This is a genomic window from Actinoplanes sp. NPDC019969, from assembly GCF_055562375.1.
The window spans coordinates 246664-268514 of sequence record NZ_JBVHFK010000006.1 but is presented as its reverse complement, the minus strand read 5'-3'; the positions used below and the strand labels follow the sequence as shown (position 1 = coordinate 268514).

Genomic DNA, 21851 nt, shown 5'->3' with positions numbered 1-21851 from the left:
TTCATGCCGGAGCAGGCGTGGGCTTCTGACTCCCGAGAGGGGGGACAGGCATGAGCGGTGGCGCTTTTCGTAAAGCAGGCGTCTGGCTCGGCCTCGTCGAGGAGGACGACGACCGCGGTTATGACGACCGCAACTACCGGGAGAGCTCCTACCGGTCGCGGGAGCGCGACCGTGACCGGGATCGCGACCGTGATCGTGACCGGGACCGATACTCCTCCGACCGTTACTCCGACGAGTTCGCCGACGAGGACGAGGAGGAGGAGCGCGCCGTCCCACGGGCCCGGCGTGAGCGTCTCTCCACCGCCCGCACGGAGCTGGACCGGGACGAGAGCGAGCGCCTCGATCGGGCGAGCGTCCGCTCCATCACCCGGCCGTCCCCGGTCGCCGAGCAGCCGAACGCGCTGACCTATCCCACCCGGGACAACACGGCGCTCAAGCCGCAGCCGGTGGTCCACCCGCAGCCGGTGATCCAGCGGCAGGAGGAGGAGCAGCGGTACCAGATCACCACGCTGCACCCGACCACCTACCGCGAGGCGCGGACGATCGGCGAGCACTTCCGGGACGGTGTGCCGGTCATCATCAACCTCACCGAGATGGATGAGTCGGACGCCCGGAGACTGGTCGACTTCGCGGCGGGTCTGGCCTTCGGCCTGCGGGGTACGATCGAGCGCGTCACCAACCGGGTCTTCCTGCTCTCTCCGGCGAACGTCCAGGTCACCGCGGAGGACAAGGCCAAGATCGCCGAGGGTGGCTTCTTCACCCAGGGTTGATGTTGACCGGTTGCCGATAGACCCCGAACGAGGGATCCGCCTGACGTGCTGTCGATCGTGTTCCAGATCCTCTACATCCTGCTGTACCTCTTCACCATGGTGCTGTTGACCAGGTTCGTGCTGAGCGCGGTACTCCAGTACGGTCGGCGCTGGCAGCCCAGCAGGGGCGCCTCGGCCGCACTCGAAGCCGTGTGGAGCGTCACGGATCCACCCCTCAAGGCGTTGAGGCGTGTGATCCCACCGCTGCGCATTGGTAACGTGAGTTTGGACCTGGCTTCCATCGTGCTGCTGGTTATCCTGTTCGTGCTCACGGACCTGGTACTGAGAAGACTGATTTCGCAATACAGCTAGACAGCAGCCCCAACCGCGGCCGCGACTGACCCGAGGAGTTTCGATGCCGCTGACCCCGGCCGACGTTCATAACGTCGCCTTCAAGAAGCCCCCGATCGGCAAGCGGGGGTATGACGAGGAGGAGGTCGACGCCTTCCTTGACGAGGTGGAGCGCGAGCTCGCCCGTCTGATCGAGGAGAACAACGAGCTCCGCGCGCAGGTGGAGCGCGGCGGCCGGGGTGGCTCTCCGGCTGCGGCCGGCGCCGACCCCCGCCTCGCGGCCGAGCTCAACGAGCTCAAGGCCCAGCTGGACCGCGTGCAGCGGGACAAGACCGCCGCCGAGCAGGCCGCCCGGCAGATGCAGGCCGAGCTGGAGCAGGTGCGTGCCCAGGGCCCCGGTCCCGGCGCCGCCGCGTCCGCTGCCGACGGCGAGCAGCAGGCCCTGCGCGTGCTGATGATGGCGCAGCGCACCGCCGACGACCACGTCGCGGACGCCCGCCGCGAGGCCGACAAGCTGCTTTCCGACGCCCGCTCCAAGGCCGAGGAGGTCACCCGCGAGGCGCGGGCCAAGGCCGACGCCCTCGAGCGGGACGCCCGTCAGCGCCACCAGGAGGCCATGGGCGGCCTGGACGCGAAGCGGACCGCGCTGCAGAAGCACATCGAGGAGCTGAAGCAGTTCGAGCGGGAGTACCGCACGCGCCTCAAGGCGTACCTGGAGAGCCAGCTCCGTGACCTGGACGGTCGTGGGCAGGGTCTCGAGGCCGAGCTGACCCGGGCCGACTCCGGCCGGGCCGTCGGTGGCTCCGGCGGTCTCGCCGCGGCCGGTCTCGCCGGGTCGTACAGCGGCGGCCGGACCAACTCCATCGAATCGGGCCGCTGACTTCAGCCCCCCGCACCGCGACGAGGATGAGCCATGATCGTTGCTACTCTCCTGCTCATCCCCGTCGCGGTTCTTTTTCTCGCGCTGGGCATCGTCAACGGCTCGAGCAGTCTTCTCATAACGTCGATCGTGGTCAGCCTGCTGGCCGCGGTCGCGCTCGTCATCGGCCTGCGACAGGCCGCGGCACGGCGCGCGGCTGAGTCTCCCGCCGCCCCGGCCGCCCGGGTGAGCCGGGCCGGCCGCCGTGATCCCGAGTTCGACGACTTCGACCCGCCTCCGCCGCCGGTGATCTTCGACGAGCCGGTGGCCTCCGCGGACGATTCTGCCCCCGCGCCGACGGCGTCCGCAGGCGAATCCGGCAGCTACGAGCGGGCCGCCGCGGCCGAGGCGGACGACGCGCGGGCGGCCGGCGCCCGGGACGCCGCCACCCATCTGGGCGACCGGGAGCCGGTCCCCGCAGACTATGCCGATTCCGACTCCACGGTGGATTCCCCCCGTGCGACGGCTCCGGACTCCGACGAGCACGCGTGGCGGCCGGCCACCGCCGGGCCGGCCGAGGCCGACGAGTTCGACGAGCCGGACGACGACGATCCCGACGACGAGCCGCTGCCGCAGTCGGTGCGGCCCGCCGACGCCGTGCTGGTCGCCCGGTTCGACACCGAGGTGCTGGTGGTCGACGGCCGCCCGCGGTACCACATGGCCGACTGCCCGCACCTCGTCGGCCGGCTCACCGAGCCGCTCCCGGCGAACGAGGCGGTCGAGCTGGGCTTCAGCCCGTGCGGTCTGTGCCGGCCGGTGGATCGTCTGGTCGCCGCCGTGGCGCATCAGCGTTGAGAGCCGGTCCGGCGGGCGTCTCCGTGCCGGTGCGGGTGCGGCCGGGCGCCGGGCGTACCCGCGTCGGTGGCCGTTACGAGGGCCCGCACGGCCCCGCGCTGATCATCGCGGTGGGTGCGCCCGCAGTCGACGGCAAGGCCACCGAGGCGGTCCGGAAGGCCTTGGCCGGCGCGCTCGGGGTGCGGCCCGGCGAGGTGTCGCTGCGGCTCGGCGCGACCAGCCGGGACAAGGTGTTCACGGTGACCGCCCCGGCCGGCGGGTGGGAGCGGCGGCTCACCGGTCTCCGTGACGGCGACTCCGACCTGTGATCAAAGAGTCACGTGGGGTGTATCGTCGGTTTTCCGGCCCGGCCCTGAGCGTTCTGCGGCGGTTTGCCTCTTCTGCGGTCTGTGGCGGGTTGTCGGCCTAGTTCACGTTCCGTATCCTTGCCACCCTCGCCGAGTGCGCGGCAGTTGTTCCCGCCGCGCCGTTCGTGCAGGTGGGCCCACGCGAGCCGACACGGGGACATGACCAGGGGACACGAGACCGGCGGCCCGGCGAGCCGGCCGGAGGTGTTCCGCAACCGTTGATCGCCGCGCTCGCCGCGGCCGAGGGAGCGACGATGGCCAAGGCAACCGACACCCGTTCCGGCTCGGCCACACCGGCCACGGACCGCAGCCGCAGCGCCGAGGAGACCGCTCGGATCCGCGAGGCGCTGGTCGCGCGGCTCGACGAGCTGCAGGCCGAGTACGATCAGGCGCTCAGTGAGATCACCGTGTTGCAGCGCGAGCGGCTCGCCGACTCGGCCGGGGACGACCAGGCCGACACCGGCACCAAGACGTTCGAGCGGGAGCAGGAGATCACGCTGGCCAACAACCTGCTCGAGCGGATCACACAGGTCGAACGTGCGATCGATCGGCTCGGGTCGGGCAATTACGGTTGGTGTGAGCGGTGCGGCACCCAGATCCCGGTCGAGCGGCTGGCTGCCTTCCCCTCCGCCACCCTCTGTGTCTCGTGTAAGCAGTTGGAGGAACGACGCTGAACGCCGACGAGCAGGCCGCGCCGCGGTTCACGACCCGTGCCGTGGCCGTCCTGGCCGCCACCGCCGCGGTCGCCGTGGTGGTCGACCAGTGGGTCAAGCACCTGTCCACCGAGAACCTGGAGCCCGGCGAGCCGGTCCGCATCCTCGGTGGCCTGATCTACCTGTCGCTGCTGCGCAACAGCGGAGCGGCGTTCAGCTTCGGCAGCGGGTTCACCTGGGTGTTCCCGCTGATCACCTTCGTCGTGGTGGGGGTGATCGTCTGGATGGCCACCCGGCTGCGGTCGGTGCCCTGGGCGATCTCCCTGGGCCTGGTGCTGGGCGGCGCGCTCGGCAACCTGGGCGACCGCCTGTTCCGCGCGCCCGGCGTGTTCCACGGCCATGTGGTCGACATGATCAGCGTGTTCGCGCCGTACGGGGAGAAGTTCGCCGTTTTCAACATCGCGGACAGCTGCCTCACCGTCGGCGTGTGCCTCGCGGTGCTGCTGGAGCTGACCGGGCGGCAGCGTGACGGCAGCCGGATCACCAAGGAAAAGGCGGACGCGTCATCGGAGGAGACAGCGTGAGCGGGCAGCGTTCCCTTCCGGTTCCGGACGGACTCCACGGCATGCGGCTGGACCAGGCCGTCTCCCGCCTGTTCGGGCTGTCCCGGACCGCGGCCGCGATGCTGGTCGAGGCCGGCGACGCGATGGTCGACGGGGTGCCCCGCCCCAAGTCGGAGAAGGTGGTGGCCGGCTCCTGGCTGGAGGTGACGCTGCCGTCGCCGGCCGCGCCGCCGTCGCTTACGCCCGAGCCGGTGCACGGCATGGGCATCATCTACAGCGACGACGACATCGTGGTGGTGGACAAGCCGGTCGGCGTCGCCGCGCACCCCAGCCCCGGCTGGACCGGCCCGACCGTGGTCAGCGGGCTGGCCGCGATGGGGCAGAACGTCGCGACCAGCGGCGCGGCCGAGCGGCAGGGCATCGTGCACCGCCTCGACGTGGGCACCACCGGCATCATGGTGGTGGCCAAGAGCGAGCAGGCGTACAGCTTCCTGAAGCGGGCCTTCAAGGAGCGCGAGGTGGAGAAGCGGTACCACGCGGTGGTCCAGGGGCACCTGGATCCGCTGCGCGGCACCATCGACGCGCCGATCGACCGGCACCCGACCGCCGACTACAAGTTCGCGGTGATGTCCGGGGGCAAGCCGAGCGTCACCCATTACGACACGGTCGAGGCGTTCCGGTCGGCGAGCCTGGTGGACGTACGGCTGGAGACGGGGCGCACGCACCAGATCCGGGTGCACTTCTCGGCGATGCGGCACCCGTGCGCGGGCGACCTCACCTACGGGGCCGACCCGACGCTGGCCACCCGGCTCAAGCTCAACCGGCAGTGGCTGCACGCGCGCGAGCTGGCGTTCACCCACCCCCGGACGTACGAGGAGGTCAGGTTCGTCAGCGACTACCCTGACGACCTGAAATACGCGCTGGACGTCCTCCAGGACGCCGGCTGACTTCTCGGGAGACAACGTGGGCCCCGCGCATGGCATGCGGGCAGTCCTCGTCCGGTTCGGGGGCGCCGCGCTCCGGTTGCAGGTCATGACCGGAACGGCGGTGGTGGCTACCTTCGCACTGGTCCTGGTGGTCTTCTGGGCCGGCCCGGAGCTCCCGATCCGGCCGGAGGCCGGCGACGTGCTGCGGGTCGGCGTGGTGGAGGGTCAGTCGGTCGCCGGCTACCTCCACTCCTCGCGTGACGAGCTGGACCGGCTCACCGACCCGTCGGCGCCGGTGACCGGCGACACCTGGGCGCTCGTCGCTCTCGGTGAGTACACCGCGGTGGATCTCCTGTCCGGGCTGTTCGCGGGCAGTCAGGTGGCGCAGGTGTACACGCGGGCGCCGGTGGCAGGCGCCCGCACCGCGGTGATCCGGATCCCGGTCCACCGGCTGCCGGGGGACGTGACGGCGGGGATGCTCGGGGCGGCGCTGACCCGCGACCGGGAGCGGGCCGACTATCTGCGGCTGAGCCGGGAGCTGACCGGCGGCGGGCGCAACGAGGCGCGGCTGCGGACGGCGTACGAGACCGCCGCGCGGATCGCCGCCGGGGAGGCCACCGCGTACCGGTCCGGATGCGCGTGCGTCTTCGCCGCCGTGGTGCGGGGCACGCCGGCGGTGCTCGGGACGATCGCGGACCGGCCCGGGATACGGGTGGTGGACCCGGCGCCGGAGGTAGGGCAGTTGGAGCGGGCCGAGTTCCGGCCGCCGCTGCCCGAGGAGATCGCGGTGGTGTCGCCGGAGCCGGTCCCCGTCGTGCCATCCGCACTGGCCGGCGTTGCCTCAGCCGTCCCGGGACCGTTACCGTCGTCGATCGGGCCGGATGTGACATCTACCTCACCGATTGATTCAGGCGTCACGCCGTCCACCGCCGTATTCCCCTCCGAGGGGGCGGTTGCCGTACCCTCTGCAACGGACACGAGCCCTGCTCATGCCGGGCCGGATGTCTCGCCGGGAGCATCCAGCGGCGATTCCGGCCGTTAAGTTTTCCGTTCGCACAATGTTCGGCCGGGTTACGCAGGCACGACCGGGAGCGTCGTGTGATCAAGAACGACCGGGGGATGGGCGGTCGGCCGGTGGCCCGAATAGGGTTTGCCTCCGTAGCCTGTCAGGGGCGAGCGAGACCATCGCCGTGAGAGATGCCGGGTAGGCGCAGAAGGGACGAGCCGTGGACGGGACCGAGACCGGCTGGGGCCGGCCTGCGGAACCAGCCCCGCGCTGGCGGGCGCTGCTCGACCGTGCCCGGCATGGCCGCAGCGAGGAGCCGGAGGAGGCTCCGAAGCAGCCGGAGGCGCCCGCGCAGCAGCAGTGGGGCCAGCAGCAACAGCAGCAGCAGCCGGGGCGGGGATCGGCGGCGGTCGGCCGCCCGGTCAACCCGCTCGACCCGCGGCAGAGCCGGCACGGTGGCTTCGAGCGGCCCGCCGAACCACAGCGGCCGGCGGTCCCGCAACGGCCGATCAACCCGCTCGACCCGCGCTGGCAGAACCGTGGCGAGACCGAGCAGCCGCACAGCTTCTTCGACCCGCCGCAGCGGTCCGCGCCCGCGGCCCCGCCGCCCCCACCGTCCGCCCCGTCTCCGGCGCCCGCCACGCCGCCCGCCCGGGCCTACCCGCCGGCGCCCGCGCGCGACTATCCGGCGCCCAACGGGTTCACGCCGCCGCCGGCCGCCCCCAACGGGTACGCCCAGCCGGCCCCCGCGTACGCGCCGCAGCCCACCGCGTACCCACCGCCGGTCGCGCCCCCGCCGCCCGCACCCGTCCCGCAGCCCGGCCGGGCGCCCGCGCCGGTCTCCCCGGCGCCCGCCGCCGCCCGGATCGAGTGGCGGCAGAGCCGCACCGAGGACGGCGTGGACCGCGCCGTGTCGGTGATGCGCCGCAAGCTCGGCCAGCCCCGGGTGCTGGCCTTCGCCAACCCCAAGGGCGGCGTGCACAAGACCACCGCGACGGTGCTGGCCGCGGCGACCATCGGCAGCGTCCGCGGGCGTGGCGTGCTCGCCTGGGACGACAACGAGCTTCGCGGCACCCTCGGCCTGCGGGCCGGCAGCGCCCGGCACGCGCGGACGATAAAGCACCTGCTGGCCGACCTGATGCGGATCGAGAGCCTGCACGGCGACGAACTGCTGCAGGAGTTGGACGCCTACCTGCGACACGCCTCGGACGGCTCCTACGACGTGCTGGCCGGCGAGGAGAACCCGCGCTTCGCCCAGCGGCTGGACCAGGCCACCGTGCGCCGGGTGATGGACCTGCTCCGGCGCACCCATGACGTGATCTGCGTGGACACCGGCAACAACGTGGAGAGCGTGAACTGGCAGACCGTGATGCGGTCGGCCGACCAACTGGTGATCACCACCGTGCCGCGGGAGGACGCCGCGTTCACCGCGGACTGGATGCTCGACGTGCTCGAGGAGGGTGGGCAGGGCGACATGGTGGCGAACGCCGTGACGTTGATCTCCTGCCCGTCGCCGGGGCATCTGCCGCTGCTGGAGGACTTCAAGCGGCACTTCGCGACCCGCACCCGGGCGGTCGCCGTGGTGCCCTACGACCCGGCGCTCGAGGTGGGTTCCTCGATCGAGTACGGGGACCTGCAGCAGGAGACGCGGCAGGCGTGGTTGCGCGCGGCGTCGGTGATGCTGGAGCCCTTCGCGGAGTAGGTTCTTGTCCAGCGCCGGCGGTTCGCCGCCGGTGAGGATCTCAACTTGTCGTACGCCGGGGCTAGGCTGCACGGCACCGTCAACGGAAGAGGGGGTTCCGGGTGTCTGACTCGTTTGTGCACCTGCACGTGCACACAGAGTATTCGATGCTCGACGGTGCGGCCCGGATCAAGGAACTCCTCGCGGAGGCGAAACGGCTCGGCATGCCGGCCGCCGCGATCACCGACCACGGCAACATGCACGGCGCCTACGACTTCTACAACCAGGCGAAAGCCGCCGGGATCACCCCGGTCATCGGCGTCGAGGCGTACGTCGCCCCGGAGTCCCGCCTGGACAAGAAGCGCATCAAGTGGGGCCGTCCGGAGCAGAAATCCGACGACGTCTCCGGTAACGGTGCGTATACCCACATGACCATGTGGGCGCGCAACGCGGTCGGCCTGAAGAACCTGTTCCGGCTCAACTCGCGCGGCTCCATGGAGGGCCAGCTCGGCAAGTACCCGCGCATGGACTTCGAGATCATCGCGGAGCACGCCGAGGGCATCATGGGCACCACCGGCTGCCCGTCCGGCATCGTGCAGACCCGGCTGCGGCTCGGGCACTTCGACGAGGCGCTGAAGTCCGCCGCGATGTACCAGGAGGCGCTCGGCAAGGAGCACTACTTCCTGGAGCTGATGGACCACGGCCTGTCGATCGAGAAGCGGGTCCGTGACGGCCTGCTGGAGATCGGCAAGAAACTGGACATCCCGCCGCTGGTCACCAACGACTCGCACTACGTGCACGAGGAGCAGTCCGCGGCGCACGACGTGCTGCTGTGCGTGCAGACCGGCAGCAACGTGGCCGACCCCAACCGGTTCCGCTTCGACGGCTCCGGCTATTTCGTGAAGTCGGCCGACCAGATGCGTGCCGTCGACTCCTCGGAGGCGTGGCAGGACGGCTGCCGCAACACCCTGCTGGTCGCCGAGAAGGTGGACATCGACGGGATGTTCACCTTCAAGAACCTGATGCCCCGGTTCCCCATCCCGGACGGGTTCACCGAGGAGGAGTACTTCCGTCACGTCGCGTTCGAGGGCCTGCGCAAGCGGTTCCCGGACGGCATCCCGGAGACGCACGTCAAGCAGGCCGACTACGAGCTCGGCGTGATCATCTCGATGGGCTTCCCGGCGTACTTCCTCGTGGTCGCCGACTTCATCCAGTGGGCGAAGAACAACGGCATCGCGGTCGGCCCCGGCCGTGGCTCGGCGGCGGGCTCGCTGATCGCGTACGCGATGGGCATCACCGACCTCGACCCGATCCCGCACGGCCTGATCTTCGAGCGGTTCCTCAACCCCGAGCGCGTCTCGATGCCCGACGTCGACATCGACTTCGACGACCGGCGCCGTGCCGAGGTGATCCGCTACGTCACCGAGAAATGGGGCGAGGACAAGGTCGCCCAGATCGCCACGTTCGGCACGATCAAGGCGAAGGCTGCGATCAAGGACTCGGCCCGGGTGCTGGGCTATCCCTTCGCGGTCGGCGACAAGATCACCAAGGCGATGCCGCCGGACGTCATGGGCAAGGGCATCACCCTCGGCGGCATCTTCAACAAGGACGACAAGCGGTACAACGAGGCCGGCGAGGTCCGCGGCCTCTACGAGACCGACCCCGACGTGAAGAAGGTCATCGACACCGCGCGCGGCATCGAGGGCCTGATCCGGCAGACCGGTGTGCACGCCGCCGGCGTCATCATGAGCGCCGAGCCGATCATCGATCACATCCCGCTGATGCGCCGGGCCAGCGACGGCGTGATCATCACGCAGTTCGACTACCCGACCTGCGAGACGCTCGGCCTGCTGAAGATGGACTTCCTCGGCCTGCGCAACCTGACCATCCTCGACGACGCGAACCGCAACGTCGAACTCAACCACGGGCAGAAACTCGACCTGCTGTCGCTGCCGCTGGACGACCCGAAGGCGTACGAGCTGCTGTCCCGCGGCGACACCCTGGGCGTGTTCCAGCTCGACGGTGGGCCGATGCGGTCGCTGCTGCGGCTGATGAAACCGGACAACTTCGAGGACATCTCCGCCGTCCTGGCGCTGTACCGGCCCGGGCCGATGGGCGTCGACTCGCACACCAACTACGCGCTCCGCAAGAACAAGCTCCAGGAGATCACCCCGATCCACCCGGAGCTGGAGGAGCCGCTGCGGGAGATCCTGGAGCCCACCTACGGCCTGATCGTCTATCAGGAGCAGGTGCAGCGCGCCGCGCAGATCCTCGCCGGCTACAGCCTCGGCCAGGCCGACCTGCTGCGCCGCGCGATGGGCAAGAAGAAGAAGGAGATCCTCGACAAGGAGTTCGTGCCGTTCCGGGACGGCTGCCGGGAGCACGGCTACTCCGACGAGGCGATCCAGGCCGTGTGGGACGTGCTGGTGCCGTTCGCCGGCTACGCGTTCAACAAGGCGCACTCCGCGGCGTACGGCCTGGTGTCCTTCTGGACCGCGTACCTGAAGGCGCACTATCCCGCGGAGTACATGGCCGGCCTGCTCACCAGCGTCGGCGACGACAAGGACAAGATGGCCATGTACCTGGCCGAGTGCCGCCGCATGGGCATCCAGGTGCTGCCGCCGGACGTGAACCAGTCGGCCGGCCCGTTCACCCCGGTCGGCAAGGACATCCGGTTCGGTCTCGGCGCGGTCCGCAACGTCGGCGGCAACGTGGTCGAGGCGATCGTCCGGTGCCGCAAGGAGAAATCCGAGTACAACGACTTCTACGACTTCCTGTCCAAGGTCGACGCGGTGGCCTGCAACAAGCGGACCATCGAATCGCTGATCAAGGCGGGCGCGTTCGACTCGATGGGGCACAGCCGCAAGGGCCTGCTCGCCGTGCACGCCGAGGCCATCGATGCGTACGCGGATGTCAAGCGCAACGAGGCGGCCGGCCAGTTCGACCTGTTCGGGGCGTTCGGAGACGATGCCGGCGGCGGCAACTCGGCAGCGGTCAGCATGCCGCCGATCGGCGAGAGCGAGTGGGACAAGCGCGACAAACTGGCCTTCGAGCGGGAGATGCTCGGCCTCTACGTCTCCGACCACCCGCTCGCCGGCCTGGAGATGATGCTGGCGAACGCGGCCGACACCAGCATCGCCGCGCTCAACGAGGAGGGCTCGGTCCCGGACGGCTCGGTCGTCACCCTGGCCGGCATCCTCACCGGCGTGCAGCGGCGGATCACCAAGCAGGGCCGGTCCTGGGCGTCGGCCACCCTGGAGGACCTGGCCGGCGGGGTCGAGGCGCTGTTCTTCCCCAACACGTACGAACTCGTCGGGCAGTACATCGCCGAGGACGCCATCGTGGTCGTCAAGGGCCGGATCGAACGCCGTGACGGCGCCGCCCGGATCATGGCGATGGACATGTCCATCCCGGATATCTCGCACAACCCGGACAGCAAGCCGGTGACCCTGACGATGCCGATCACCCGGTGTACGCCACCGCTGGTCGACGAGCTCAAGGAGATCCTGGTGAGCCACCCCGGCGACACCGAGGTGCACGTCCACCTGCAGAACGGCAGCCGGACCACGGTGATGCGGCTCGGCGGGCTGAGGGTCGCGGCGACCCCGGCCCTGCGCGCCGACCTCAAGACGATCCTCGGCCCGTCGGCCGTCGCCTGACGGCGCGGGCCGGTCTGGAAGGATCGCAGCGTGCACCCGAGTGAGCAGCCGGCCGGACCACCCCCACCGCTGGAGGGGATGGCCGGGCCGCCCGCGGCCCCGGAACCGGGCGGTTACGCCGGGCAGCCGGTGTCGTCCGGGCCGGGTGGGTTCGTGCCGGTGCGGCCGGACTGGCGGCAGTTCATGCTGCAGGGGAGCGCGCGGCCGTGGCGGCGCAGCCTGGCCGCCGGATTCGGGGCGGCGACAGCGGTCGCTGTGCTCGGGGTGCTTCTCGGCCTGTTGTGGGGATGGCTCGCGCCGACCGTGCCGGTGGTCAACGCCGGTGAGTCGGGGATCCTGGTCACCGATCCCTCGCCGGAGCAGTACATCGCCGCCGATGGCTGGTTCACGCTGCTCGGGCTCGGGTTCGGGCTCATCGTGGCGGTCGGGGCGTGGCTGGCGCTGCGCCGGGACCGCGGGCCGTTCCTGCTGATCGGGGTGGTCGTCGGCGCCTATGTGGCGGGCCGCTGGGTGGCGCCGGCCGCCGGGGAGTTCCTCGGGCGGGGCGCCTACGAGCAGTGGATGGCGACGGCGGCGCGCGGAGCGACCTACCTGGCGCCGCCGGAGGTGCAGGCGGCCGGGCCGAAACTGGTGCCGGCATTCGTGGCGGCGATCGTGCTCACCCTGCTGGCCGGATGGTCCAACGATCCGGACCTGGATCTGCCGGGCGCGCAGCCGGGGTACGGGCCGAATCACGCCTACCCGCCGCCGTACGACGCCCCGCCGCTCTATGCGCCGGATCACATCCCGACGGGCTCGCCGTATGCGCCACCGGCCGGCCCGCCCTACGGGGCGCCTGCCGACGGAGGGCCGGGCGGCTTGTCGCAAACGCCGCCGGCCGGCTCGCCCTACATGCCGCCGGCCGGCCCGCCTCATACGCCGCCGGGTGGCTCGCCGTACACGCCGGCGGCCGGTGGTGGGCAGGACGGCTTGACGCATACGCAGTCGGCGGGAGTGGATCCGACCGGGGCGTTCCCAGGGCCGCCGCCGGTGGATCCGACGGCCGCGCCCGGCAGCGGGACGGTGGGCGACCAGAACCGGCGGGACTCGTAGCGCGCCGAGGAGGGGTGACCGGGACGGGCATGCATGGCCCGCACCCGCGGGTCGGTCGTGCGGGGACGCCTGCCGGGGCCGGCGCGAGTCACGGGACGCTACTGGCCCGTACCGGAGCATGGGGTGAGAGAAGCACGGCGGACCGGAAGCCGAGGGCGGGGTCAGTTGGGGCTGGCGGGGCGGGCCAGGTCGGAGAGCGGGACGGGGACCGCACGGACCCGGGCGAGCAGGCCCGCCTCCCGGTTGAGCAGGCGCAACTCGGCGCGCAGGCGGCTGGCGGTGTCCGGCATGGCGAGGAGCATCTGGCGTTCCTCGACGGTCAGCTGGGCGGTCGCGGCGACCAGGTGGGACAGCACTGTCGCGTCGTCGGGGACCTGGTCGAGGACCTCGCTGTTGGGGCGCAGCAGTTCCAGGTAGGTGCGGAAGGCGGTCAGCACCCGCGGCGCGAGGATCTGCGCGGTCTGGCTGGGCTCCTCCTCGTCGGGGAGCCAGCGGACACGGGCGGTCAGGTACGGCTCGGCGCCCTGCTCGACGCTGAGGACCGTGAACCGGCGCCGGCCGACCGTCATGATGTCGAAGCGGCCGTCCGGAAGCTCGGTGACGTGGCGCAGCTCAGCGGTGCAGCCGACGTCGTAGAGATCGCCGGCGGCGACCAGCGGCTGCGGGGGAGCGCCGTCCTCGCCGGGGTCGGGGGCGACCTCGCTGCCGTGGCGCAGCGTGACCACGCCGAACTCGTGCGGTGTCTCCGCCGAACTGGCCACCAGCTCACGCACGAGGGTGCGGTAACGCTCCTCGAAGATGTGCAGGGGCAGCACCAGACCGGGGAAGAGCACCGTACTCAGCGGGAAGACCGGCAGCCGATCGCTCACGCACTCAGCCTAGTCCCCGCAAGACCATGGTCAACCCGCCGCGGGAGCCGCGCCGGGCGGTATTCGGTCGCCCCGCCTCGGCCATGATCGATATCGTGCCCCGGTGCCGTCGAACTTCGCATGCCTGGGACTCGGATCACTGGACCGGGACGGGCTGAACACGCTGATCAACCGGGTCATGCCGGACACCGAGCCGCTCGGCGAGCCGGGTGGCGTCGCGGTGCGCCGCTGGACCGACCCGTCCGGGGTGCGCCTGGTGTTCACCATCCGCGACCGGGAACTGGTCGAGTTGCTGCCGTCGTTCGCCGGCACGCCGGGCGCGAACCTCGCCGAGGTGCGCCGGGTCAACGGCGAGATGGTGGTCGCCGACGTGCTGGACGACGACGGCGAGCAGGTCACCATGCTGGCCGCGGCCGCCGAGCAGCTGCCGCTGCTGACCGTGGGCGGCCCGCCGTCGCGCGGCCGGGCCACGGTGGTCGCTCTCGGCGTGGACGTCACCGTGCACGCCGACGAGGAGGCGTTCGCGGCCTCGGACGCCAGCATGCTCAGCGCCCCGGAGCCGGGCGAGGAGCCGCCGGCCCACTTCGTGGAGAACGGGTGGCCGTGGCCGCCGCGGATGGGCGCCGAGTCGTTCATCTCGTACGGCACCTTCGACCAGGAGAACGGTGAGCCGGTCGCCCGGTTCAACGGGGTGGTGCTCGCCGCCGAGCGGCGTGCCGTGGCGGCGACCGGCGGCGAGTTCTCGGTGGTACGGGCCCGGTGCGCGGGCTTCGAGGCGGACGTCTGCCTGCCCGGCGACGTGCCGACCCCGGCGCCGGGGAACGTGGTCGGCGGGACCGTCTACCTGATCACCGACCTGCCGTTCGCCGTCGCCCGGCCGCCGCTCTCGGCGCCGTCCGGGAAGGCCCGGCGCTCGTGGTGGCCGTTCTGACATCCCACGGTCCGGGCCGGAGCCGTCGCCGGAGAAAAACCCGGTTGGGCGGCGGCCTAGACTGGGCGGCGTGCTGAATCGGATCGACCTGCGCGGCTCCCGCCGGGACCCGCGCGGACTGCTGCCCCGTGCCCAGCTCGACGTCTCCGTGGCCGTCGAGAGGATTCGCCCGCTCGTCGAGGCGGTCCATGAGCATGGATTCAGTGCGATCCGGGAGGCGACCGAGAAATTCGACGGCGTCACCCTGGAGCGCCTGCGGGTGCCGGCCGAGGCGATCGCCGCGGCCGCCGAGACGCTCGACCCCGAGGTGCGCGCCGCGCTGCTCGAGGCGATCAAGCGGACCCGCAAGGTGCACGCCGACCAGCGCCGCACCGACGTGACGACCCAGGTGGTCGACGGTGGCACGGTGACCGAGCGGTGGATCCCGGTGCGCCGGGTCGGGCTCTACGTGCCGGGCGGCCTCGCCGTCTACCCCTCGACCGTCGTGATGAACGTGGTTCCCGCCCAGGAGGCCGGCGTCGAGGGCCTGGTCGTGACGTCGCCGCCGCAGGCCGCCAACAACGGCCTGCCCGACTCCCGGGTGCTCGCCGCGTGCGCGCTGCTCGGGGTGACCGAGGTGTACGCGGTCGGCGGCGCCCAGGCGATCGCCATGCTCGGCTACGGCTCCGACGGTGTCGACGAGAGCGACCGCTGTGAGCCGGTCGACGTGATCACCGGGCCGGGCAACATCTGGGTGACCGCCGCCAAGCGGCTGCTCCAGGGCCGGGTCGGGATCGACGCCGAGGCGGGCCCGACGGAGATCGCCATCCTGGCCGACGACACCGCCGACCCGCGGCACGTCGCCGCCGACCTGATCAGCCAGGCCGAGCACGACCCGCTGGCCGCCTCGGTGCTGGTGACCCCGTCGCTCGAGCTGGCCGACGCGGTCGAGGTGGAGCTGGCGAAACAGGTCCCGGCCACCAAGCACCAGGAGCGGGTCCGCACGTCGCTCACCGGCGAGCAGTCCGGCATCGTGCTGGTCGACGACCTGGAGCAGGGCCTGCGGGTCGTCGACGAGTACGCCGCCGAGCACCTGGAGATCCAGACCCGGGACGCTCGGGAGTGGGCCCTGCGGGTCCGCAACGCCGGGGCGATCTTCGTGGGCGCGTTCGCGCCGGTGTCGCTCGGTGACTACGCGGCCGGTTCCAACCACGTGCTGCCGACCGCCGGCTGTGCCCGGCACTCCTCGGGCCTGTCGGTGCAGTCGTTCCTGCGTGGGGTCCACATCGTGGAGTACACCGAGGACGCCCTCCGGGACGTCGCCGGGCACGTGGTGGCCCTGGCCAACGCCGAGGATCTGCCCGCCCACGGTGACGCTGTCACAGCGAGGTTCGGCCGGTGACGACGATCGACGACCTGCCGATCCGGGACGACCTGCGGGGGCAGACGCCGTACGGCGCCCCGCAGCTGGACGTCGCCGTCCGGCTGAACACCAACGAGCACGCCTTCGCCGTCCCGGAGCCGGTGATCGAGGCGATGCGCAAGTCCCTCGACGCCGAGCTGGCGAACCTGAACCGCTACCCCGACCGGGACGCCGTGGCGCTGCGCACCGACCTCGCCGCGTACCTGGGCCACGGCCTCGGCCACCGGCAGGTCTGGGCCGCGAACGGGTCGAACGAGGTGCAGCAGCAGCTGCTCCAGGCGTTCGGCGGCCCGGGGCGGACGGCTCTCGGCTTCGGCCCGTCCTACTCGATGCACCCGCTGCTCGCGGCCGGCACCGGCACCCGCTGGATCGGCGCGCTGCGTGACCCCGACTTCGGCCTGCGTGCCGACGCGGCGGTCGCCGAGATCCAGCGGCACGACCCCGACCTGGTCTTCCTGTGCTCGCCGAACAATCCGACCGGCACCGCCCTGGACCCCGCGGTGATCGACGCGGTGCTGGGCGTGGCCCGTGGCATGGTGCTGGTCGACGAGGCCTACTTCGAGTACGCCCGGACCGGCACCCGCAGCGCCATCGAGCTGTTGCCCGGGCACCCGAGGCTGGTGGTGACCCGGACCATGAGCAAGGCGTTCGGGTTCGCCGGCGGGCGGCTGGGCTATTTCGCCGCCGATCCGGCAGTGGTCGACGCGGTCCAGCTGGTCCGCCTGCCGTACCACCTCAGTGCCCTCACCCAGGCCGCCGCGCGGGCCGCCGTGTCGCAGAGCGCGGCGCTGCTGGCGACCGTCGAGCAGATCAAGGTCCAGCGCGACCGGATCGTCTCCGTTCTTCGCGACCGGGGCGTCCAGGTCGCCGACAGCGACGCGAACTTCGTGTTGTTCGCCACCCGCGGGGATCAGAAGACCGCCTGGCAGGCGTTCCTGGACCGGGGGGTGCTGATCCGCGACGTCGGCCTGACCGGCTGGCTGCGGGTCACCGCCGGCACCGAAGACGAGACCACCGCATTCCTGAACGCCGCCGAGGAGATTCTGTCGTGAGCCGCACCGCACGGATCGACCGTGTGACCAACGAGACCAAGGTGCTGATCGAGATCGACCTCGACGGCACCGGCAAGGGCGACCTGCACACCGGGGTCGGCTTCTACGACCACATGCTCAACCAGCTCGCCAAGCACGGCGGGTTCGACCTCACCGTGCGCTGCGAGGGCGACCTGGAGATCGACTCGCACCACACCATGGAGGACACCGCCATCGCCCTCGGTGAGGCCTTCGCGCAGGCGCTCGGCGACAAGCGGGGCATCCGGCGGTACGGCTCGGCGACCATCCCGATGGACGAGGTGCTGGTCCGGGCGGCCGTCGACCTGTCCGGCCGGCCCTACGTGGTGCACGACGAGCCGCTGCTCACGCCGTACATCGGCCCGGTCTACGCGACCAGCATGACCCGGCACATCTTCGAGGCGTTCGGCCACGCCGCCAAGGTGACCCTGCACGTGGACGTGCTGCGCGCCTGCCGTCCCGGCGGCCACCCGGACGCCCACCACGTGGTGGAGGCCCAGTTCAAGGCGTTCTCCCGGGCGCTGCGCGAAGCCGTCGAGATCGACCCGCGCAACGCCGGTTCGCTGCCGTCCACCAAGGGTGTGCTGTGACGTCCGTGGTGATCCTCGACTACGGGTCGGGGAACCTGCGGTCGGCCGAGCGGGCGGTCGCCCGGACCGGGGTGGACGTCACGGTGACCAGCGATCTGTCGCTGGCGGCCGAGGCGGACGGCCTGGTCGTGCCGGGCGTCGGGGCGTACGCGGCGTGCATGGCCGGGATCGAGGCCCTGGAGGCCGGGCCGGTCATCGCCGACCGGGTCGCGGCCGGGAAACCGGTGCTCGGCATCTGCGTCGGCATGCAGATCCTGTTCGAGTCCGGGGTCGAGCACGGGGTGGAGACCAAGGGGCTCGGGCTGCTGCCCGGCTCGGTCACCAAGCTGGCCGCCGAGCGGATCCCGCACATGGGGTGGAACACCGTGGACGTCCCGGAGGGGTCCCGGCTGCTCGCGGGACTCGGCGGGGACGCGCGGTTCTACTTCGTCCACTCGTACGCCGCGCAAGATCTTGATCTGCTGAGCACGGCGAAGGTGACCACCGCGAGTCACGACCTGCCGTTCGCCGCGGTGGTGGAGGCCGGCCCGCTCAGCGCCGCCCAGTTCCACCCGGAGAAGTCGGCGGACGCCGGTTTCGCGCTGCTCGGCAACTGGGTCAAGACACTGCCGTGAGCAAGGAACGTGCCCGGCGGCGGGCCGAACGGCTCGCCGTCCTGGAGCGGGAGAAGACGGCCCGCGCCCGGAAGGCCGCCCGCCGGGACCGTCGCCGTGCTCTGATCAGGAGAATCAAACCCCGATTCGGCCGGGACGGCCGGCTCTACCATCGCAGCCGGCGGCAGCGGACCGGCATCGTGGTCGTCACGCTGCTGGCCGTCGCCGCGGTCTGGACCCTGATCCCGGACCTGGCGCTGCGCATCATCCTCACCGCCATTCTCGTGCTCGCCGTGCCGGCCCTCGTGGTCGTGGTGCTCGGCCGCCGCAATTAAGGGAGATCCCCGTGACCCTGCAACTGCTGCCCGCCGTCGATGTCGCCGACGGCCAGGCCGTCCGGCTCGTCCAGGGCGCCGCCGGTTCCGAGACCGCCTACGGCGACCCGCTCGAAGCCGCGCTGGCCTGGCAGAACGACGGCGCCGAGTGGATCCACCTGGTCGACCTGGACGCGGCCTTCGGCAAGGGTTCGAACGCCGAACTGCTCGCCGAGGTGGTCCGCCGCCTCGACGTCAAGGTGGAGCTGTCCGGCGGCATCCGCGACGACGCGTCGCTGACCCGGGCCCTCGCCACCGGCGCGCAGCGGGTCAACATCGGCACCGCCGCCCTCGAGGACCCGGAGTGGTGCGACCGGATCTGCGGCGAGTACGGCGACCGGGTCGCGATCGGCCTCGACGTGCGCGGCCGGACCCTGTCGGCGCGCGGCTGGACCCGCGACGGCGGCGACCTGTACGAGGTCCTCGCCCGCCTGGACAAGGCCGGCGCGTCCCGGTACGTCGTCACCGACATCACCAAGGACGGCACGCTCAAGGGCCCGAACCTGGACCTGCTGCGGGAGGTCTGCGCGGCCACCGACAAGCCGGTCATCGCCAGCGGCGGCGTGTCCAGCCTGGACGACCTGCGGGCCCTGGCGACGCTGGAGCCGATCGGGGTGGAGGGCGTGATCGCGGGGAAGGCGCTGTACGCGGGCGCGTTCACCGTACGAGAAGCGCTTGCCGTTCTTGGTTGATCTTCCAAGCCTCACGGAGTGCCTCCTCGGCGGCCCGGATGGCGGGCCGGGCTGCTGAGGAGTCGCGCCAGGCGATGACCACACGCCGTGTTGGCGTCGGATTCACCTCGACAATTCGAACTTTTTCCGGCAGTGCTCCGCGCGCGAGCCGGGGGATCAGCCCCACTCCCAGCCCTGCCGCGATCAGCGTCAGCTGAGTCTCGAACTCGCCCACCTGGAAGTCCGGGACGATGCCCGGGAGGCGGCGGATCAGGTACTCGTAGCAGACGTCGCCGGCGCGGACGCCGATCCAGCGTTCACCGCGCGCTTGCTCAAGTCTGATATTTCCGGACAAATGATGGTCGTCGGGTACGACCAGGTCGGCGTGGTCGAGGCCCAGCTCGACCCGGGAGATGCCTTCGGGGTAACGCAGCGCCACCTCCGGCCAGTCGTCGAGCACCGCCACGTCGACATGGCCGCGCCGCAGCAACTCCAGGCCCTCGTGCGGGTTGACCTCGATCAGGCCGATGCTCAACGACGGATGCTCGGCGGCCAGCTTGTGCAGCGCGTGCGGCATGAGCGCCCGGCAGGCGGTGGCGAACGCGGACACGGTGAGCCGCCCGGTCACCGTGTCCCGGTGCGCGGCGAGCGCGGCCTCGGCCTCGTCCATGCCGGTCAGCACCCGCTCGGCATGATCGGCGAGGAGCCGGCCGGCCTCGGTGAGCCGCAGCCGCCGCCCGTCCTTCTCGACGAGTGTGGCGCCGGTCTCCCGCTCCAGTTTGGCGAGCTGCTGGGAGATCGCCGACGGGGTGCAGTGCAGGGCCTGCCCGGCCGCGAGGACGGTGCCGTAACTGGCGACGGCGTGCAGGGCGCGCAGCCTGCCCAGGTCGATCATGTAGCGATGCTACATCGACGGTGTAGGTTATTTCGCTGGTGCTTAACTGTCCCGTCGGGCGAGGCTGGCCGCATGAGACCGCGTGACCTCGCCCTCGCCGTCGCCGTGGCGGCCGTCTGGGGCGTCAACTTCGTCGTGATCGACACCGGGCTGGAGCACTTCCCGCCGCTGCTCTTCTCCGCCCTGCGCTTCGGTCTCGCCGCCTTCCCCGCCGTGCTGTTCATCGGCCGTCCGCAGGTGCCCTGGAAGTGGCTGATCACCGTCGCGCTGGTGCTCGGGGTGGTCAAGTTCAGCCTGCTCTTCATCGGCATGGAAGCCGGGATGCCGGCCGGGCTCAGCTCGCTGGTGCTGCAGAGCCAGGCGATCTTCACGATGCTGTTCGCGGTGCTGTTCCTGCGCGAACGGCCCCGGCCGGTGCAACTCGCCGGCCTGGCCGTGGCGGCCGCCGGGGTCGTCCTGGTCGCCACCCGGATGACCGCGAACCTGCCCGCCTTCCTCCTGCTGCTCGGCGCGGCCGCGGCCTGGGGCGTGTCCAACATCGCCACCCGCAAGGCGTCCCCACCGGACACGCTGCGCTTCATGGTCTGGGTCAGCGCCCTCGCCACCGGCCCGCTGCTCATCCTCACCCTGATCGTCGACGGACCGTCCGCCGACCTGGCCGCCCTGCGCGCGATCGACACCGAGGCGGTGCTGGCGCTGCTCTACATCGCTCTGCTCTCGACCCTCGCCGGCTTCGCCGGATGGGGCTTTCTGATGCGACGGTACGGGGCCTCGACCGTCGCCCCCTTCTCCATGCTCGTCCCGTTCTTCGGCATCGCCTCGGCCGCCGTGGTGCTCGACGAGCCGGTGCACACGGTCGACGTCATCGGCGGGATCCTGGTCGTCGGCGGCGTGCTTCTGGGACTGGTCAGGGCCCGCTCCGCCACCCCGCAACCGCTGGCTAGGGTTGAGGCATGACGGTCGCGGTACGTGTGATTCCCTGCCTGGACGTGGACGCCGGTCGGGTGGTGAAGGGTGTCAACTTCGTCGACCTGCGCGACGCGGGCGACCCGGTCGAGCTGGCCGCCGCCTACGACGTGGCCGGCGCCGACGAGCTGACCTTCCTCGACGTGACCGCCTCCTCCGACGACCGCGGCACCATGCTCGACGTGGTCCGGCGTACCGCCGAGACGGTGTTCATCCCGCTCACCGTGGGCGGCGGCGTCCGCTCCCCGGAGAATGTGGACGTCCTGCTGCGCGCCGGCGCCGACAAGGTGGGCGTCAACACGGCGGCGATCGCCCGTCCTCAGCTGATCACGGAGATCGCCGAACGGTTCGGCAACCAGGTCCTCGTCCTGTCGCTGGACGTGCGCCGGTCGGCGGAGCAGCCGAGCGGCTGGGAGGTCACCACCCACGGCGGCCGCCGCAGTGCCGGGCTCGACGCGATCGAGTGGGCCGCGCGGGTGGCCGAGCTGGGCGCCGGCGAGATCCTGCTGAACTCGATGGACGCCGACGGCACCAAGGCCGGTTTCGACCTGGACCTGATCCGGGCGGTCCGTAAGGTCGTCGACATCCCGGTGATCGCCAGCGGCGGCGCCGGGGCGGTCGAGCACTTCCCGCCGGCTGTCGACGCGGGCGCCGACGCGGTCCTCGCGGCCAGCGTCTTCCACTTCGGTGACCTGACCATCGGCGAGGTCAAGGACAGCCTGCGCGCGGCCGGCAACCCGGTCCGCTGA

At 71.5% G+C, this 21851-nt stretch carries 23 protein-coding genes; 21 read left to right on the top strand and 2 right to left on the bottom strand.

Annotated features, from left to right (window positions below):
* The first annotated feature begins 50 nt into the window (after positions 1-50).
* The 12 genes from ACZ3II_RS19960 to ACZ3II_RS19905 all read left to right on the top strand — a co-directional run bounded on the left by ACZ3II_RS19960 (position 51) and on the right by ACZ3II_RS19905 (position 12741).
* Positions 51-770: a cell division protein SepF gene (locus ACZ3II_RS19960; RefSeq protein WP_465519154.1), complete on the top strand. Its 720-nt coding sequence runs from the start codon at positions 51-53 to the stop codon at positions 768-770.
* A gap of 45 nt (positions 771-815) precedes the next feature.
* Positions 816-1121 carry a YggT family protein gene (locus ACZ3II_RS19955; RefSeq protein WP_043523814.1) on the top strand — a complete coding sequence of 102 codons (306 nt, stop codon included), beginning with the start codon at positions 816-818 and terminating at the stop codon, positions 1119-1121.
* Positions 1122-1164: 43 nt separating this feature from the next.
* A complete protein-coding gene (locus ACZ3II_RS19950) occupies positions 1165-1980 on the top strand; it encodes a DivIVA domain-containing protein (protein WP_465519153.1) in 816 nt (271 codons plus the stop codon).
* Positions 1981-2013: 33 nt separating this feature from the next.
* Positions 2014-2814, top strand: a complete 801-nt coding sequence (locus tag ACZ3II_RS19945) for a hypothetical protein (RefSeq protein WP_465519152.1) — start codon at positions 2014-2016, stop codon at positions 2812-2814.
* Complete coding sequence (locus ACZ3II_RS19940) at positions 2811-3122, top strand: DUF167 domain-containing protein (protein ID WP_465519151.1); 312 nt, start codon at positions 2811-2813, stop codon at positions 3120-3122. Before ACZ3II_RS19945 ends, ACZ3II_RS19940 begins: the two co-directional genes overlap by 4 nt.
* Before the next feature lie 293 nt (positions 3123-3415).
* Positions 3416-3835, top strand: coding sequence for a TraR/DksA family transcriptional regulator (locus ACZ3II_RS19935; RefSeq protein ID WP_465519393.1), 420 nt, complete (start codon positions 3416-3418; stop codon positions 3833-3835).
* Entirely contained in the window at positions 3832-4398 is a 567-nt protein-coding gene (gene lspA, locus ACZ3II_RS19930; RefSeq protein WP_465519392.1) for a signal peptidase II, read from the top strand. The genes ACZ3II_RS19935 and lspA overlap by 4 nt, the downstream gene beginning before the upstream one ends.
* A gap of 41 nt (positions 4399-4439) precedes the next feature.
* A complete protein-coding gene (locus ACZ3II_RS19925) occupies positions 4440-5324 on the top strand; it encodes an RluA family pseudouridine synthase (protein WP_465519391.1) in 885 nt (294 codons plus the stop codon).
* A 16-nt stretch (positions 5325-5340) separates the two neighbouring features.
* The gene (locus tag ACZ3II_RS19920; RefSeq protein WP_465519150.1) at positions 5341-6345 is read left to right on the top strand and encodes a hypothetical protein; all 1005 of its coding nucleotides are present in this window, start codon (positions 5341-5343) and stop codon (positions 6343-6345) included.
* 184 nt (positions 6346-6529) lie between these two features.
* Positions 6530-8011, top strand: coding sequence for a MinD/ParA family ATP-binding protein (locus ACZ3II_RS19915; RefSeq protein ID WP_465519149.1), 1482 nt, complete (start codon positions 6530-6532; stop codon positions 8009-8011).
* Between the two features lie 101 nt (positions 8012-8112).
* Entirely contained in the window at positions 8113-11649 is a 3537-nt protein-coding gene (gene dnaE, locus ACZ3II_RS19910) for a DNA polymerase III subunit alpha (RefSeq protein WP_465519148.1), read from the top strand.
* A gap of 30 nt (positions 11650-11679) precedes the next feature.
* A complete protein-coding gene (locus ACZ3II_RS19905) occupies positions 11680-12741 on the top strand; it encodes a hypothetical protein (RefSeq protein ID WP_465519147.1) in 1062 nt (353 codons plus the stop codon).
* A gap of 161 nt (positions 12742-12902) precedes the next feature.
* On the opposite strand, the gene ACZ3II_RS19900 is transcribed toward ACZ3II_RS19905, so the two are convergent.
* A complete protein-coding gene (locus tag ACZ3II_RS19900; protein WP_465519146.1) occupies positions 12903-13610 on the bottom strand; it encodes an LON peptidase substrate-binding domain-containing protein in 708 nt (235 codons plus the stop codon).
* Positions 13611-13713: 103 nt separating this feature from the next.
* Between ACZ3II_RS19900 and ACZ3II_RS19895 the strand changes: the two genes are divergently transcribed.
* From ACZ3II_RS19895 to priA, 7 genes are all read left to right on the top strand, one after another.
* Positions 13714-14541 (top strand): hypothetical protein, encoded by an 828-nt coding sequence (locus ACZ3II_RS19895; protein ID WP_465519145.1) that lies wholly within the window; start codon positions 13714-13716, stop codon positions 14539-14541.
* Between the two features lie 70 nt (positions 14542-14611).
* Positions 14612-15922, top strand: a complete 1311-nt coding sequence (gene hisD, locus ACZ3II_RS19890) for a histidinol dehydrogenase (RefSeq protein ID WP_465519144.1) — start codon at positions 14612-14614, stop codon at positions 15920-15922.
* Entirely contained in the window at positions 15919-16995 is a 1077-nt protein-coding gene (locus ACZ3II_RS19885; protein WP_465519143.1) for a histidinol-phosphate transaminase, read from the top strand. The genes hisD and ACZ3II_RS19885 overlap by 4 nt, the downstream gene beginning before the upstream one ends.
* Complete coding sequence (hisB, locus tag ACZ3II_RS19880) at positions 16992-17603, top strand: imidazoleglycerol-phosphate dehydratase HisB (protein ID WP_465519142.1); 612 nt, start codon at positions 16992-16994, stop codon at positions 17601-17603. Before ACZ3II_RS19885 ends, hisB begins: the two co-directional genes overlap by 4 nt.
* Positions 17600-18217: an imidazole glycerol phosphate synthase subunit HisH gene (gene hisH / locus ACZ3II_RS19875; RefSeq protein ID WP_465519141.1), complete on the top strand. Its 618-nt coding sequence runs from the start codon at positions 17600-17602 to the stop codon at positions 18215-18217. Before hisB ends, hisH begins: the two co-directional genes overlap by 4 nt.
* A complete protein-coding gene (locus ACZ3II_RS19870; protein WP_465519140.1) occupies positions 18214-18531 on the top strand; it encodes a hypothetical protein in 318 nt (105 codons plus the stop codon). The genes hisH and ACZ3II_RS19870 overlap by 4 nt, the downstream gene beginning before the upstream one ends.
* An 11-nt stretch (positions 18532-18542) precedes the next feature.
* Positions 18543-19262 (top strand): bifunctional 1-(5-phosphoribosyl)-5-((5-phosphoribosylamino)methylideneamino)imidazole-4-carboxamide isomerase/phosphoribosylanthranilate isomerase PriA, encoded by a 720-nt coding sequence (gene priA / locus ACZ3II_RS19865; RefSeq protein ID WP_043523800.1) that lies wholly within the window; start codon positions 18543-18545, stop codon positions 19260-19262.
* Here priA and ACZ3II_RS19860 read toward each other — a convergent pair.
* The gene (locus ACZ3II_RS19860) at positions 19228-20136 is read right to left on the bottom strand and encodes a LysR family transcriptional regulator (RefSeq protein WP_465519139.1); all 909 of its coding nucleotides are present in this window, start codon (positions 20134-20136) and stop codon (positions 19228-19230) included. The two genes, priA and ACZ3II_RS19860, sit on opposite strands and share 35 nt — an antisense overlap.
* A gap of 72 nt (positions 20137-20208) precedes the next feature.
* Between ACZ3II_RS19860 and ACZ3II_RS19855 the strand changes: the two genes are divergently transcribed.
* On the top strand, positions 20209-21093 hold the full coding sequence (locus ACZ3II_RS19855; protein WP_465519138.1) for an EamA family transporter: 885 nt from the start codon (positions 20209-20211) through the stop codon (positions 21091-21093).
* Positions 21090-21851 carry an imidazole glycerol phosphate synthase subunit HisF gene (gene hisF, locus ACZ3II_RS19850; RefSeq protein ID WP_465519137.1) on the top strand — a complete coding sequence of 254 codons (762 nt, stop codon included), beginning with the start codon at positions 21090-21092 and terminating at the stop codon, positions 21849-21851. Before ACZ3II_RS19855 ends, hisF begins: the two co-directional genes overlap by 4 nt.